The sequence below is a fragment of the Nonomuraea insulae genome (assembly GCF_042656245.1).
This window is the reverse complement of sequence record NZ_JBHSPA010000017.1, coordinates 1-14,018: the sequence shown is the minus strand read 5'-3', so window position 1 is coordinate 14,018 and position 14,018 is coordinate 1. Positions and strand designations below refer to the sequence as shown.

Below are 14,018 nucleotides of genomic sequence, written 5' to 3'. Positions count from 1 at the left end.
GATGCCAAAGAACCTTCTACCCCGCGTAACGCCCCTTGTTCTGGAAGCATGGGAATGGGAAGAAAGGAATTACTTATCGGAGAGGAGCGGCCGTGACCGACACCCCCCAACCGCCACAGGCCGGAGACCGGCTCGTCGCCTCCTCCGCCTCACCGCGCCCGCATCGCCCGGCCCGCCCCGGCGGACCCGTCGTGACCCCGTGGCAGCGCGTCGTGGGCGCCGTGGCCGCCACGGTGAAGCTGGCCTCCAGGGTCGCCGCGCTGGCCCTGCTGCTGTACGCGATCTTCACGGTGTTCAGGGCCAACCCGGCCAACATCTGGTACCAGTTCGTCGAGACCCTCGCCTCGTGGCTGTCCCTGGGCCTGGCCAACCTCTTCCAGCTCGCCGATCCGCGCTGGACGACCCTGGTCGACTACGGGCTCGCGGCGATCGTGTGGTTGATCATCGGCTCCGCCCTGGCGAGCCTGATCCGGCGCGCCGCCCCCTAACGATTACTCTCCTTACGGAGGTATCAGCATAGATATGAGCAGATCGACCCGTGAGCGGATCATCGATGAGGCCCTGCGGCTGTTCGCGGAGCGGGGCTACTCCGCCACGTCCGTGGCGGAGATCGAGGCCGCCGCAGGGCTCTCGCCCGGCGCCGGAGGGCTCTACAGGCACTTCAAGTCCAAGTACGAGGTGCTGGCCGCGGCCATCAATGAGCACGCCACCCGTACCAGAAGGCAGGTGGCCGAGAGCCTGGCCGAGCTGAGCGCCATGGAGGCGTCGGTGGACCTGGAGGAGCGCCTGTCGCACGTGTGCCGCGCCGGGCTGGCGAAAGTACGCGAGGAGTCCGAGCTGACCCGCGTCTTCTTCCGCGACCTGAGCCAGTTCCCCGAACTGGTCGCCGTCGTACGCGAGGGGCTGCTGCAGCCGATGTTCGACGCCATCGTCACCTGGTTCCAGGCTCAGCCCGAATACCACGACGCCAAGCTCGACTGGACGGGCATCGGGGCCGTGCTCGGCGGCTCGGTGGTGCACTACCGGCTGTTCCAGGAGACCGTGGGCGAGCTGCCGGGGCACGCGGAGAAGGAGCAGTTCGTCACCGCCTGGGTGCGTCTCGCGGTCGGCCTGCTCCCCAGCCCCGCCCCGGTCAGGTGACGTCGAGCAGCCGGTAGGCCAGCCACACGACGCCGACTCCCGTACCGATCATGAACATCGTGCCGCTGACGTCGAAGAACTGCGTGACGAACGCCTGAACTCCGGCCTCCACCCCCACCCGCAGGCCGCCGATGAGCACCCCGCCCACCGAGTAGCCCAGCAGCGGCGCGCCGACACCGAGGATCCTGTCGCGCAGACTCCAGCTGGTGCTGGACAGCACCATCACCGCGCCCACGGCCCACACCACCAGCGGCACCTGGAAGATCGCCAGCGCCGGCAGCTCGAACGGCACCAGCAGCGCCGCCACCACCAGGATCACGATCGCGGCCGTGTCGCGCGGATGTTCCTTGACGATGGTCCTGGCGTCCCTGCCGCCGGTGGCCATCGGGTTCGCGCTGGACATGGCCGCCCTGCGCAGCCCCGCGAACGGCAGCCCGCGGCCCCGCCCCTCCCCTTCGAGCCGCTCCTGCGCGATCTTCCGGTACGCCCGAACGCCCGGCGGCGGCGGGCCGCCGTCGTCCGCGATGGCCGGGAAGTGCAGCGTGGAGCCCGTGGCCCGCTGGGTGTCCGCACCCGCCGCCGGGGCCGCGTCCCGCTTGGTGGCCACGCCCGCGTCGGCCAGCCTGTGGGCCTCGCGCTCGACCAGGGCGACCGGATCGCCGAACCGCGCCAGCACCTTCGCCACCTCGCGCGCGTTCTGGCTGCCGTGCCGCTCGACCTCGATCCTGGCCCGTAGCCGTTTGGCGAAGTCGAGCCGCTGGTCGGCCCTGAGCACGCCGTGGGCGGCGTCGGCCGCCTTCGAGACGTAGTTCAGGACTAGCTGGTCCGCGCGCTCTATCACGTCAAGCAATGCTGCCCCAATCAGGGTGGACATACCATGGCAACGATGGAGTTCACGGAGTGGATCAGGGGGCGCACCGACGAACAGCTACGGGCGCTCGTCTCCGCGCGCCCTGAGTTGATCACTCCGGTGCCCGCGCATCTGGAGGGCCTCGCCTCGCGAGCCGGCAGCCCTTCGGCGATCGGAAGAGTGCTGGACAGGCTCGACCGTTTCACGCTGGCCGTCGTGGAGACGCTGGCGGTGCAGGAGGGGCCGGTGTCGAAGGACGCGCTACGCGGCCTCGTCGGGGCGGCGCTCGTGTGCACCGAACCGCTGGCCGCCGCGGCCGGCGCCGAGCCGGAGCCCGCGCTTTCCACCGCGCTCGGCAGACTGTCAGAGCTGGCCCTGGTGTACGGCTCCGACGACGCCCTGGAGCTGGGCCCCGGGGTGCGCAAGGTGCTCGACGACCCGGCCGGGCTGGGCCCGCGGGCCATGGACGCCTTCCGGCACCACGCGCCCGAGCAGCTCGAAGAGATGGCCGACGACGTCGCCCCCGGCACCAAGGGCTCGGGCAAGGAACGGCTGACGGCCGCTCTGTCCGCGCCGCAGGCGCTCGTCGCGTCCGTCTCGCCGGAGGCCAGGGGCGCGCTCGACCAGCTCGTCTGGGGCCCGCCGACCGGCCGCGTGCCCAACGCCAGACGTGAGGTGCGCATCGGCTCCGCCCGCTCCCCCATCGAGGAGTTGCTCGCCCGCGGCCTGCTGGCGGCCACCGGCGAGGAGAGCGTGACGCTGCCCCGCGAGGTCGGCCTCTACCTGCGCGGCGGCCGGGTGCACCGCGACCTGCTGGCCGTGCCGCCGCCGCTGCAGGGGGCCACGCGGGATCGCGAGCTGGCCGACAGGACGGCGGCCGGGCAGGCGTTCACGTTCGTCAGGTCCGTGGAGGAGCTGTGCGAGCGGTGGAGCGTCGAGCCGCCCGGCGTGCTGCGTACCGGCGGGCTGGGCGTGCGTGACCTGAAACGGACGGCGAGCGAGCTCGACGTGCCCGAGTGGGTCGCGGCGCTGGTGGTCGAGGTCGCGCACGCGGGCGGGTTGATCGCGGCGGGCGGCGGTGTGGACGGCGAGTGGCTGCCGACCTCGGGCTACGACCTGTGGCGGGTCAGGGGCACCGCGGACCGGTGGGTGGCGCTGGCCTCCACCTGGCTGCAGATGGACCGGGTGCCCGGCCTGGTCGGCGACCGGGACGACCGCGACAGGCCGCTCAACGCCCTGCACACCGACCTGCGCCGCTCGTCCGCCCCGGCGATCAGGGCGGCCACGCTGGGCGTGCTGGCGGCGGCTCCTGGGCTCGCGCCCGACCGCGACTCCGTGCTCGAACGGCTGGCGTGGGAGCAGCCGCGCCGGCGGGGGCCGCTGCGTGAGCAGCTCACCGAGTTCGCGTTGCGGGAGGCCGAGCAGGTCGGCGTGACGGGGCTGGGCGTGTTGTCCGCGCACGGGCGGATGCTGATCGAGGGCGGCGGCGCGGCCGAGGTGCTCGCGCCGCTGCTGCCGGAGCCCGTCGATCACGTGCTGCTGCAGGCCGACCTCACCGCCGTCGCGCCCGGGCCGCTCACGAGCGAGCTCAACCGCTGGATGACGCTCACCGCCGACGTCGAGTCGAAGGGCGGGGCGACGGTCTACCGGTTCAGCGAGGGCTCGATCAGGCGCGCGCTCGACGCGGGGCACGGGGGCGAGGAGCTGGTGGCGATGCTGGCCCGCCACTCGGCCACGCCGGTGCCGCAGGCGTTGTCCTACCTGGTGACAGACGTGGCCCGGCGGCACGGGCGCATCAGGGTGGGCACGGCGAGCGCGTACATCAGGTGTGACGATCCCGCGCTGCTCGACCAGATCACCGCCGACCGGCGCTCCGCCGCGCTGCGGTTGCGGCGGCTGGCGCCGACCGTGATCGCCTCCCGCTCGTCGCGGGCGGCGCTGGTCGACTCGTTGCGGGCCATGGGATACTCCCCGGTCGCCGAGTCGCTCGACGGCGACGTGATCATCTCCCAGCTTGAGAGCCGCCGTACCGAGGGGCTGGCGCCGGCCCGTGCCGTGGCCTCGGCCAACGGTGTGGACCCCGAGGTGGCGGTGGCGGCCGTACGCGCGCTGCGGGCCGGCGACGCCGCGCATCTGGCCCGCAGGGAGCCCGTGGACGCCCCGGCAGGGCAGCTTCCGCGCGGGCCCGCCACGGCCACGATCTCGGCCCTCCAGGAGGCCATCAAACAGGGCGTGCGGGTGTGGATCGGCTATCTCGACTCCCAGGGCAACGCGACCTCACGCATCCTGGAGCCGGCCCGGATGGAGGGCGGCTACCTGACGGCGTACGACGAGACCAGGGCGGCCGTGCACCGCTTCGCCCTGCACCGCATCACCGGCGTGGCGGGTCTCTGAGCAGCGGCGCGAGTGACCGGCCCGCCAGCGATCCCACGGGCCCGCCGGCTGCTTCCAGCCGCCGCAACTGACGGACGGAGTCGGCGGGATAGCGGACGGACAGCCCGCCGCCCAGCGCCACGGCCGCCGTCGTCGCCCTGACGTCCGCGGGGTCCGCCGCCCAGCCGAGCACGAGCCTGAGGACCTCGGGGGCGAGGGCGTCGTCGGCGCACATGTACGACAGGACGTTGGCCGCCGCCACCCGCTCCGCCGCGCTCCCCTGCGCCCAGACCTCAAGGAACTCCTCCCGCACCTCCTTCGGCGACAGGCCGGCCAGCAGCGCCACGCCCTGCGCGGCCCGCACCTGAACGGCCGTCCCCTGCTCCGGCAGGGACAGGACCCATTCGCGCAGCGGCTGCCACAACCAGAACCCGTACCGCGTGACCAGCTCGGCCAGCACCCGCGGGCGCTGGTGCGCCGCGCGGAACCCGACGAGCCCGTTCTCGGCGCCGATCAGCGGCCCGGCGACAGGTCGCCGTCCCATCTCATCGCAGAGCCGCTCAAGCCGGGCGAGCTGCTCGTCGAAGGCCGCCTCGTCCAGCCGGTGCGTGAACGCCAGCGCCGCCACGGCCAGCACGTCCCGCATGGGCGGCTTGGTGTCGAACCACCCCGCCACCTCCTCGCCGCCCGGCTCGCCGCCCTCCGCGAAGCGCTCGGCCAGCCGGACGACCTCGGCGGGCGTCGCCAGGGTCGGCGCCAGGCCCCTGGCCGGGCTCACCTCCTCAGGGCTCAGCCCCGGCCGCAGGTCGAACGTGCTCAGGCACAGGTCGAACAGGTCCCCTGGCTCGGGAACGCGCCACTGATGCTCCACCTCGACCGCCGTGGACAGGCCGCCGTTCCTGGTGACGACCAGGTACGAGCCGAGCTCGGCCAGCTTGCGGGCCAGGTTCACCAGCTCGGTGCGGTCGGTGCTGGCCACGATCCAGTCGTGCAGCAGGTAGGCGCGCCCCGGCTCGTAGTCGATCCCGGACAACAACTCGGGCGCCCCCGCGGCCGGGGACAACACGGTGATCGTGCTCTCGGCCAGCGACATGCGCGACAGCAGCGCGATGGCGCCCAGCCGGCGGCCCGTCTCCTCCTCGCCGACGAGGACGAGCAGGTGACGGATGCTCAACCGGCGCACCGCCTCGGGGAAACAGCCCGGCTCCAGGTACGAGCGCAGCAGCGCGTCCGCGTCCCGCCGGCGCAGCTCTCTGGGGATGGGACCGGTCACGGCCCGCACGTGGTCACCGACGGCTATGAGGCTTCCTGTGAGCGTTATGTTGTCGAGATCGATCTCGCCCGCTTCAGGCGTTTCGGTCACGAAGTCACCTCGGGAATTGACGTAGAAAGTTTTCTACATGAAATATCTTCGGCCAACGAAACTCTTCGTTTATACGCAGTGGTTACACGGTGTCACCGTGTGGCTCTGACCTGGCATGTCAACCGACATGGTCAGCCCTCCGCCACTCCCGGTGGACCCTGCGGTCCTTAGATCTCCAACCATTACACGATCTAGGCCAACAAGAAAACACGAATGGCAATAGAGGAAGATTTATACCTATTTACGGGCCACGGGACCACAGTCCACAATGACCAGTCAAGGCGGGTGAGGCTTGACTGGGCCTCCTCACTCGCATCAGGTTGGGCATGTGACCGAGCAAACGCTGGGCCGACTGGCCGAGGAGTCATGGAGCCGTTTCGACGACCACGACTCGATGTTCTACGAAGGCGCCTGGCACCGCAGTCACGCGCTCGCCGAGCGGGCGCGCAGGATGTGCGGCGGGTTCGCCGAGTCGGGGATCCGGCCCGGCGACCGGGTGGCCGTGATGATGGCCAACTCCCCCGAGGTGCCGCTGATCTACCAGGCGCTGTGGGCGGCGGGCGCGGTGGTGACGCCGGTGGTGTTCCTGGTGGGGCCGCGGGAGTTGCGGCACATCCTGCTCGACAGCGGCGCCGCCGCGATCGTCACCTCGCCGGAGCTGGCGGACAACGTACGCGCCGCCGACGTCGACATCCCCGTGTACGTGGACACAGGGGAGCTCGAACGGGCGACCGAGCACGGCCCCGTGCGCAGGGACCCAGGTGACCTGGCCGCCCTCATGTACACCGGCGGCACCACCGGCCGGGCCAAGGGCGTCATGCTGAGCCACGGCGGCCTGTGGCACGTGGCCAAGGACGCCTTCGAGCTGTCCCACCAGGAGGGACGGAACCGCGCGCTCGTGCCCGTACCGCTGTCGCACGCGTACGGGCTGATCATCACGGTCGCCTCGATGCACGCGACCGAGCCGCAGCAGGCGGTGCTGATGCGCTGGTTCGACGCCAAGGACTTCCTGGAGCTGGCCGCGGAGCAGCACGTCCAGTACGGCACCGTCGTGCCCGCCATGATCCAGCTCCTGCTCGCGGAACCGCTCGAATCACACCCCCTGCCCGACCTCGCCTACCTCACCTGCGGCGCGGCGCCACTGGGCCGCGACACGCTGGCGGAGTTCGAGCGCAGGATGCCCGGCACCCAGATCCTCGAGGGCTACGGCCTGACCGAGACCAGCGCGGTCACCACCTTCAACCCGCCGGGGCGGCGCCGGGCCGGCAGCGTCGGCGTGCCGCTGGGCGGCTACTCGATCACCATCCGCGACGGCCAGGGCGAGCCGATGGAGACCGGGGACGTCGGCGAGATCTGCGTCTCCGGGCAGTCGCTGATGCTCGGCTACTGGGGCGAGCACGACCCCGACCCCGAGGGCACGGCGCTGGTGGGCGAGGAGTTGCGTACCGGTGACGTCGGATGCGTGGACGACGACGGCTACCTCTACATCGTGGACAGGAAGAAGGACCTGATCATCCGCGGCGGCTTCAACGTCTTCCCGCGCGACGTCGAGGACGCCCTCAACCTGCACCCCGACGTCGTGATGTCCGGCGTCGTGGGCCGGCCCGACCCCCGCGTCGGCGAGGAGGTCGTGGCGTTCGTGCAGCTCGGGAAGGGCGCAGAGGTGACGGCCGAGGAGCTGATCGAGTGGGCGCGCGACCGGGTGGGGCGGGTGAAGTATCCGCGCGAGGTGCGTTTCGTGGACTCAGTGCCGGTGACGAGCGTGCTCAAGCTCGACAGGAAGGCCCTGCGGAGCAGGCTCCAGGGTTAACCTCACTCTCGGTTAGGGGCACGTCAATTCCGTGATAATTGTTGACGTGTCTGGAGGTGAGCATGAGTCAGGAAGACCCGTCCGGGTATCCGTACCAACCTTATGGCGCACCCTACGGTGAGCAGCCGCCCCCGCAATACGGCTATGGCTACGGCCAGCCGCCCCCACGCAACAACGGACCGAGCGCCAACGCGATCGTCTCGCTGGTGCTCAACCTGATCGCGATCGTCTCTTGCTGCAACTTCCTGGGCATTCCAGGCGCGATCCTGGCCGGCCTGGCCATCAGCAAGGCCCGCACGCAGCCGCAGACTGCGCGCACGATGGTCATCTGGAGCTGGGTCCTGTTCGGCCTGGGCTTCGTGCTGACCCTCGGCATCTTCCTCATCCTGGGGTTCTCCGGCGCCTTCGACGACTGATCAGGCGCTCTCGCGGACTAATACCGGCCTGTCCGTTGTTGGAGAGTCGGAGCGGGGGAGCCGGGATCAGGAGACGATGGTCCTGTTGAGCCAGGCCCCCGTCCGATACCCCACGGAGAAATGCCAGTGAGCGATGGACCGCTGATCGTCCAGTCGGACAAGACGCTGCTGCTCGAGGTCGACCACGAACAGGCCGGTGCCTGCCGTAAGGCGATCGCCCCGTTCGCCGAGCTCGAGCGCGCTCCAGAACACGTCCACACCTACCGCGTCACCCCGCTCGCGCTGTGGAACGCCCGCGCCGCGGGTCACGACGCCGAGCAGGTCATCGACGCGCTCATCGGCTTCAGCCGTTACCCGGTGCCACACGCGCTGCTCGTGGACGTCGCCGAGACGATGGCCCGCTACGGCCGGCTGCGGCTGGAGAAGGACTCGGTCCACGGCCTGGTCCTGACCTCCATCGACCGGGCCGTGCTGGAAGAGGTGCTGCGCTCCAAGAAGATCCAGCCGATGCTGGGCGACCGGCTCGGTCCCGACTCGGTCGTCGTGCATCCGAGCGACCGGGGCAACGTCAAGCAGGCCCTGCTCAAGCTGGGCTGGCCGGCTGAAGACCTGGCCGGCTACGTCGACGGCGAGAAGCACCCGATCACGCTGCTGGAGGACGGCTGGTCGCTGCGCCCCTACCAGCGCGAGGCCGCCGAGGCGTTCTGGAACGGCGGCTCCGGCGTGGTCGTGCTGCCCTGCGGCGCCGGCAAGACCATCGTCGGCGCGGCCGCCATGGCCGAGGCCCAGGCCACGACGCTCATCATGGTCACGAACACGGTCTCGGCCCACCAGTGGAAGACCGAGCTGCTCAAGCGCACGTCGCTCACCGAGGACGAGATCGGCGAATATTCCGGCACCAAGAAGGAGATCCGGCCGGTCACCATCGCCACCTACCAGGTGATGACCACTCGCCGCAAAGGCGTCTACAGCCACCTGGAGCTGTTCGACGCGCGCGACTGGGGCCTGATCGTCTACGACGAGGTGCACCTGCTGCCCGCGCCGATCTTCCGGATGACCGCCGACCTGCAGGCCCGCAGGCGCGTCGGGCTGACCGCGACGCTGGTGCGCGAGGACGGGCGCGAGGGCGACGTCTTCTCGCTGATCGGTCCCAAGCGCTACGACGCGCCCTGGAAGGAGATGGAGAACCAGGGCTGGATCGCGCCGGCCGACTGTGTCGAGGTGCGGGTGACGCTGACGGATGAGGAGCGGCTGGCGTACGCGATGGCCGAGTCCGAGGAGCGTTACCGCTTCTGCGCGACCACGCCGTCCAAGACGCACGTGACCGAGGCTCTCGTCCGCCGTCACCTCGGCGAGCAGGTGCTGGTCATCGGCCAGTACATCGACCAGCTCGACGAGCTCGGCGAGCACCTCAACGCGCCGGTCATCAAGGGCGAGACCAGGGTCAAGGAGCGTGAGCGGCTCTACCAGGCCTTCCGCGACAAGGAGATCCAGGTCCTGGTGGTGTCGAAGGTGGCCAACTTCTCCATCGACCTGCCGGAGGCGGCCATCGCGATCCAGGTGTCGGGCACGTTCGGCTCGCGTCAGGAGGAGGCCCAGCGGCTCGGCCGGGTGCTGCGGCCCAAGGCCGACGGCGGGGGCGCGCGGTTCTACACGGTGGTCAGCAGGGACACGGTCGATCAGGAGTTCGCGGCGCATCGGCAGCGGTTCCTGGCCGAGCAGGGGTACGCGTACCAGATCATCGACGCCGACGACGTGCTCGGCGGGGTGTGACGGTTTGTGATGCCCGGCCGCTCGCGCCGAGCGGCCAGGCATTCAGCGTGGAGTCACGTCCACGAGACTCCGCGGGCCGACGACATTCGAACCACCCCCCTCACCTGCGTACTATCACGCCGCCTGCGACATACCCCCATGATCCGGCAAACGCACCTGATATGCCCGATTTTTTCGGTATTCCCAGGTTGTTGACAGATGCACGGTTCTGTCGGGTCTGTAGCGACTAGCGGGCCAACATCCCGCCGAGGAACAACACGCCCTCCGCGGCGATCCAGGACAACACCCCGGCGCCCAGCAGCCGCCCGAACGCACGCGGGTCGTGCCTGGACCACGGGAGCAACCAGGCTGCCACCGTGCAGCAGGCGGCCAGCGCGGCGAACAGCCCCGACACGGTGGAAACCGTATCAAGGCGCTGCGAGCACGTCGAAGCGACCTCACCGCCCGCGCAGAACGCCTGCAACCCCCACCCCGCGAACACCGACAGCACCCATAGCGCCGCGAGCAGGAAGCTCGCGATCGTGGGAATGATCGGTGAGAAACGCAGCTGGACCCGCGCCATCTCGTATCCCTACCCCGTCCGCCCCCGGTAAATGCTTTGGAGACACGCGGAAGTCGCCGTTAAACTGGTCGATTCGCTGCCTTGACCACCTCCGTTCACCCACCAGGGAGGCACTTTCGCATGCCCACACACCAACTGGCCCCCGACATACCCTCCGACGTGCTCGCCGCCGAACAGGCGCACCTGGCCGACTCCAGGGCCGCGCTCATGGCCATGCGCGTCCACGCCCAATCCCTGTCCTCGGACGCGGCGGGCGACTGGGTGTCGCAGCAGATCCTCCAGTCGCTGCTCGACCAGCGCGTGGCCGCGCTGGCCGACCATCCGGACACGCCGCTGTTCTTCGGCCGCCTCGATCGTGAGGGTGGCGATGATCTTCCTGGAACGATCTACGTCGGCCGCCGCCACGTCCACGACGGCAGCAGCAAGCCGCTGGTCATCGACTGGCGGGCGCCGGTGTCCACCGCGTTCTACCAGGCCAGCCCCACCGACCCGATGGGCGTCGTACGCCGGCGCCGCTTCGGCTACCACGGCGGCGCGCTGACCGCGTTCGAGGACGAACCGCTGGGCGAGGGCGGCGAGATCGGCCCGTCGAAGATCCTCACCGACGAGATCGAACGCCCGCGCACCGGCCCCATGCGCGACATCGTGGCCACCATCCAGCCCGATCAGGACGACATCGTCCGCGCCACCCTGGCCCAGACCGTCTGCGTGCAGGGTGCGCCGGGCACCGGGAAGACCGCCGTCGGCCTGCACAGGGCCGCCTACCTGCTGTTCACCCACCGCGAGCGGCTGGCCAGGTCCGGCGTCATGATCGTCGGCCCGAACCGGGCGTTCCTGTCCTACATCTCCTCGGTGCTGCCCGCGCTCGGCGAGGTCAAGATCGACCAGACCACGGTGGCCGGGCTGCTCGGCGACTACGCGACGCCTGAGGACGCCCTCGTCGGGGCCGTGAAGGGCGACGCCAGGATGGCGGCGGTGCTCGAACGCGCCCTCTGGCTGCACATCGTCAAGCCCTCGGAAGGGCTCATGTACCCGAAGGGCGCCTACCGCTTCCGGGTGGCCGACCACGAGGTACGCGAGATCGTGGCCTCCCTGCGCGGCACCACCCGGTACAACCCCGGCCGGGCCGCGCTGGCGCAACGACTGGCCCACATGGTGCTGGTCAGGATGGAGCAGCGCGGCGAGTCGCCCGACGACCGGGTCCAGGACGCGGTGGCCAGGTCGAAGCCGGTCAAGCAACTCGTGGACGCGGTCTGGCCCAAGCTGACGCCCGAGCAGGTCCTCTTCCGCCTCCTCTCCGACCCGTCCTTCCTGGCCCAAGCCGCCAAATCCGACTTGTCGCCCGAGGAGCAGGAAACGCTGATCTGGCGGAAGCCGTACCGGGGCTGGAAGTCCGCCAAGTGGTCCGCCGCGGACGCCGCGCTCCTCGACGAGCTCCGCGACCTCATGGACCGCACCCCCTCCCTGGGCCACCTCATCGTGGACGAGGCCCAGGACCTCTCCGAGATGCAGCTCAGGGCGCTGGGCCGGCGCTGCCGCAACGGCTCGGCCACCGTGCTCGGCGACCTGGCCCAGGGCACCACACCGTGGTCCACCACCTCGTGGGAGTCGGTGCTCGAACACCTGGGTCAGCGCGAGGGCGAGGTGACGGAGCTGACGCTCGGCTTCCGCGTACCGCGTGAGGTCCTCGACTACGCGGCCCGCCTGCTCCCCCTCATCGCCCCCGACCTGGCCGTCCCGCGCTCGCTGCGCCCCGGCCTCGGCTCCCTCAGGGTCCAGCCGGGCGGCTCGCTCACCCGCGCCGCTGAGGAGGCCCTCGCCAAGGAGGGCTCCATCGGCGTCATCGTCCCCGACGCGCTGGTCGCCGAGGTCTCCCAGTCCCTTGCCGAACTCCCCCACGCCGTGCTCGACCCCGACTCCAGCGAGGACCACCGCCTCCTCGTCGTCCCCGCCACCCTGGCCAAGGGTCTGGAGTACGACCACGTCATCGTCGTCGAACCCGCCGACATCGTCTCGGCCGAGCCCAGGGGCCTGGCCCGGCTGTACGTCGTACTGACCCGGGCGGTGACGTCCCTGACGGTGCTGCACGACAAGGCGCTGCCCGCGGAGCTGGTGGCGCCCTGACGGCGCTGCCCACGAAGCTGATGGCGCTGCTCGTGGAACTGACGGCGCTGCTCGTGGAGCTGGTGGTGTGAGAGGCCGCGGGTGCGGCGCTTCTAGGATGGCTGGACAAGCAATCCAGCTCTCCATCCAGGAGGATGCCGTGCCCGCACCGCTTCCACACGAACACCTGCCGTCGGTCCCCGCGCTCGTGGTCGAGAGCGACGACATCGAGGACGGCGGCACGCTCGCCGACCTCCACGTCTTCAACGACTGGGGCATGACGGGCGCGAACCAGTCCCCGCACCTGCGCTGGTCCGGGGCCCCAGAGGGCACCCGCGGCTACGCCGTCACCTGCTACGACCCCGACGCCCCCACGGGCAGCGGCTTCTGGCACTGGGTCCTGTTCGACCTTCCGTCCTCGGTGACCGAACTCCCCACGGGCGCCGGCACGGCCCCCGACTTCAAGGGCCTGCCCGAGGGCGCCACGCACGCCCGCAACGACTACGGCCTCAAGTCCTACGGCGGCGCCGCCCCGCCTCCCGGCGACCCGCACCGCTACGTCTTCACGGTGCACGCGCTGGGCGTGGACGCACTCGGCGTGGACAGCGACACCAGCCCTGCGGTGGTCGGCTTCAACATCACCGCCAACACCCTGGCCCGCGGCCACATCGTGGCGTACTACGGCGTCTGACCCGGACATATCGAAAGCGCCCCGTCACATCGGACGGGGCGCTTCACGTCGAGGGACGTAGCCGCTGACCACCGGAGTCCGCACCGCCGCAGGAGACGCACGCACCGGGGGCGTCCCCCCGGCGCCGCGACCGGCGAGCCCGGCTCAGTCGGTCAGACCGACCTCACCGCAGGCCGCGAGGTGCGGCAGCACCGCGTCCACGATCGGGACCCCCGTGGTCATGTCGGGCAGGCACAGCTGCCCGTGCAGCGCCCGCAGGATGCCGAGGCCGGTCAGATACTCTTCCTCGGCATGGGCCGGAGCCGCCAGAGCGGCGCCGGTGACCAGGGTCAGAGTGGCGACAGCGAAAATACGCTTGCTGCGGGAAAGCATTCTCTACTCCTTTGTTGAGGCGAGTGTGGCCACCACCCTTCCTCACTTCAAGTAGTGGAGCAATTGCGAAACGTAATGGCAGTCAAACAAAAGTAAGAGCGGCCCGGAAAATCCGGGCCGCTCTTCGTACCAGCGACGAGAAAAGACCTAGAAGTCCATGTCTCCGCCACCCGGCATGGCCGGGGCGGCGGGGGTCTTCTCGGGCTTCTCGGCGATGACGGCCTCGGTGGTGAGGAAGAGCGCCGCGATGGAAGCGGCGTTCTGCAGCGCCGAGCGCGTCACCTTGGCCGGGTCGAGAATGCCGGCCTCGAACATGTTGACGTACTCGCCGGTCGCGGCGTTGAGGCCCTCACCCGGGGTGAGGTTGCGCACCCGCTCGACCACGACGCCGCCCTCAAGGCCGGCGTTGACCGCGATCTGCTTGAGCGGCTCCTCCAGCGCCTTCTTGACGATCGCGGCACCGGTGGCCTCGTCGCCCGTCAGCTCCAGCTTGTCGAACGCCTTGGCGCCGGCCTGCAGCAGCGCCACGCCACCGCCGGGCACGATGCCCTCCTCGACGGCCGCC

At 70.5% G+C, this 14,018-nt stretch carries 13 protein-coding genes; 8 read left to right on the top strand and 5 right to left on the bottom strand.

All coding sequences use genetic code 11. The features are described from left to right. Positions 1-92 precede the first annotated feature (92 nt). Positions 93-488 carry a hypothetical protein gene (locus ACFPZ3_RS13475; protein WP_379514389.1) on the top strand — a complete coding sequence of 132 codons (396 nt, stop codon included), beginning with the start codon at positions 93-95 and terminating at the stop codon, positions 486-488. A gap of 34 nt (positions 489-522) precedes the next feature. Further along, positions 523-1,140 (top strand): TetR/AcrR family transcriptional regulator, encoded by a 618-nt coding sequence (locus ACFPZ3_RS13470; protein WP_379514388.1) that lies wholly within the window; start codon positions 523-525, stop codon positions 1,138-1,140. Here the strand turns inward: ACFPZ3_RS13470 and ACFPZ3_RS13465 are convergent. Beyond that, on the bottom strand, positions 1,133-1,981 hold the full coding sequence (locus tag ACFPZ3_RS13465) for a hypothetical protein (RefSeq protein ID WP_379514387.1): 849 nt from the start codon (positions 1,979-1,981) through the stop codon (positions 1,133-1,135). The genes ACFPZ3_RS13470 and ACFPZ3_RS13465 overlap by 8 nt on opposite strands. Before the next feature lie 45 nt (positions 1,982-2,026). Here ACFPZ3_RS13465 and ACFPZ3_RS13460 point away from each other — a divergent pair, with 45 nt between their 5' ends. Then, a complete protein-coding gene (locus ACFPZ3_RS13460; protein WP_379514386.1) occupies positions 2,027-4,384 on the top strand; it encodes a helicase-associated domain-containing protein in 2,358 nt (785 codons plus the stop codon). On the opposite strand, the gene ACFPZ3_RS13455 is transcribed toward ACFPZ3_RS13460, so the two are convergent. Next, positions 4,362-5,726, bottom strand: a complete 1,365-nt coding sequence (locus ACFPZ3_RS13455) for a hypothetical protein (RefSeq protein ID WP_379514385.1) — start codon at positions 5,724-5,726, stop codon at positions 4,362-4,364. The genes ACFPZ3_RS13460 and ACFPZ3_RS13455 overlap by 23 nt on opposite strands. A gap of 328 nt (positions 5,727-6,054) precedes the next feature. Between ACFPZ3_RS13455 and ACFPZ3_RS13450 the strand changes: the two genes are divergently transcribed. The 3 genes from ACFPZ3_RS13450 (at position 6,055) to ACFPZ3_RS13440 (ending at position 9,725) form a co-directional block, all read left to right on the top strand. Then, positions 6,055-7,536 carry an AMP-binding protein gene (locus ACFPZ3_RS13450; protein ID WP_379514384.1) on the top strand — a complete coding sequence of 494 codons (1,482 nt, stop codon included), beginning with the start codon at positions 6,055-6,057 and terminating at the stop codon, positions 7,534-7,536. Between the two features lie 62 nt (positions 7,537-7,598). Continuing rightward, positions 7,599-7,952 carry a hypothetical protein gene (locus ACFPZ3_RS13445; protein ID WP_379514383.1) on the top strand — a complete coding sequence of 118 codons (354 nt, stop codon included), beginning with the start codon at positions 7,599-7,601 and terminating at the stop codon, positions 7,950-7,952. 120 nt (positions 7,953-8,072) lie between these two features. Next, complete coding sequence (locus ACFPZ3_RS13440) at positions 8,073-9,725, top strand: DNA repair helicase XPB (RefSeq protein ID WP_379514382.1); 1,653 nt, start codon at positions 8,073-8,075, stop codon at positions 9,723-9,725. A gap of 226 nt (positions 9,726-9,951) precedes the next feature. Here the strand turns inward: ACFPZ3_RS13440 and ACFPZ3_RS13435 are convergent, their stop codons facing one another. Next, positions 9,952-10,287, bottom strand: coding sequence for a hypothetical protein (locus tag ACFPZ3_RS13435; RefSeq protein WP_379514381.1), 336 nt, complete (start codon positions 10,285-10,287; stop codon positions 9,952-9,954). A gap of 120 nt (positions 10,288-10,407) precedes the next feature. On the opposite strand from ACFPZ3_RS13435, the gene ACFPZ3_RS13430 reads away from it, so the two are divergent. Both ACFPZ3_RS13430 and ACFPZ3_RS13425 read left to right on the top strand, forming a co-directional pair. Then, complete coding sequence (locus tag ACFPZ3_RS13430) at positions 10,408-12,411, top strand: HelD family protein (RefSeq protein WP_379514380.1); 2,004 nt, start codon at positions 10,408-10,410, stop codon at positions 12,409-12,411. Positions 12,412-12,550: 139 nt separating this feature from the next. After that, a complete protein-coding gene (locus ACFPZ3_RS13425; RefSeq protein ID WP_379514379.1) occupies positions 12,551-13,081 on the top strand; it encodes a YbhB/YbcL family Raf kinase inhibitor-like protein in 531 nt (176 codons plus the stop codon). A 144-nt stretch (positions 13,082-13,225) separates the two neighbouring features. Here the strand turns inward: ACFPZ3_RS13425 and ACFPZ3_RS13420 are convergent, their stop codons facing one another. Both ACFPZ3_RS13420 and ACFPZ3_RS13415 read right to left on the bottom strand, forming a co-directional pair. Beyond that, positions 13,226-13,453 carry a hypothetical protein gene (locus ACFPZ3_RS13420; protein ID WP_379514378.1) on the bottom strand — a complete coding sequence of 76 codons (228 nt, stop codon included), beginning with the start codon at positions 13,451-13,453 and terminating at the stop codon, positions 13,226-13,228. A 147-nt stretch (positions 13,454-13,600) separates the two neighbouring features. Then, the coding region (locus ACFPZ3_RS13415) for a TCP-1/cpn60 chaperonin family protein (protein WP_379514377.1) at positions 13,601-14,018 on the bottom strand (418 nt) is incomplete at its 5' end.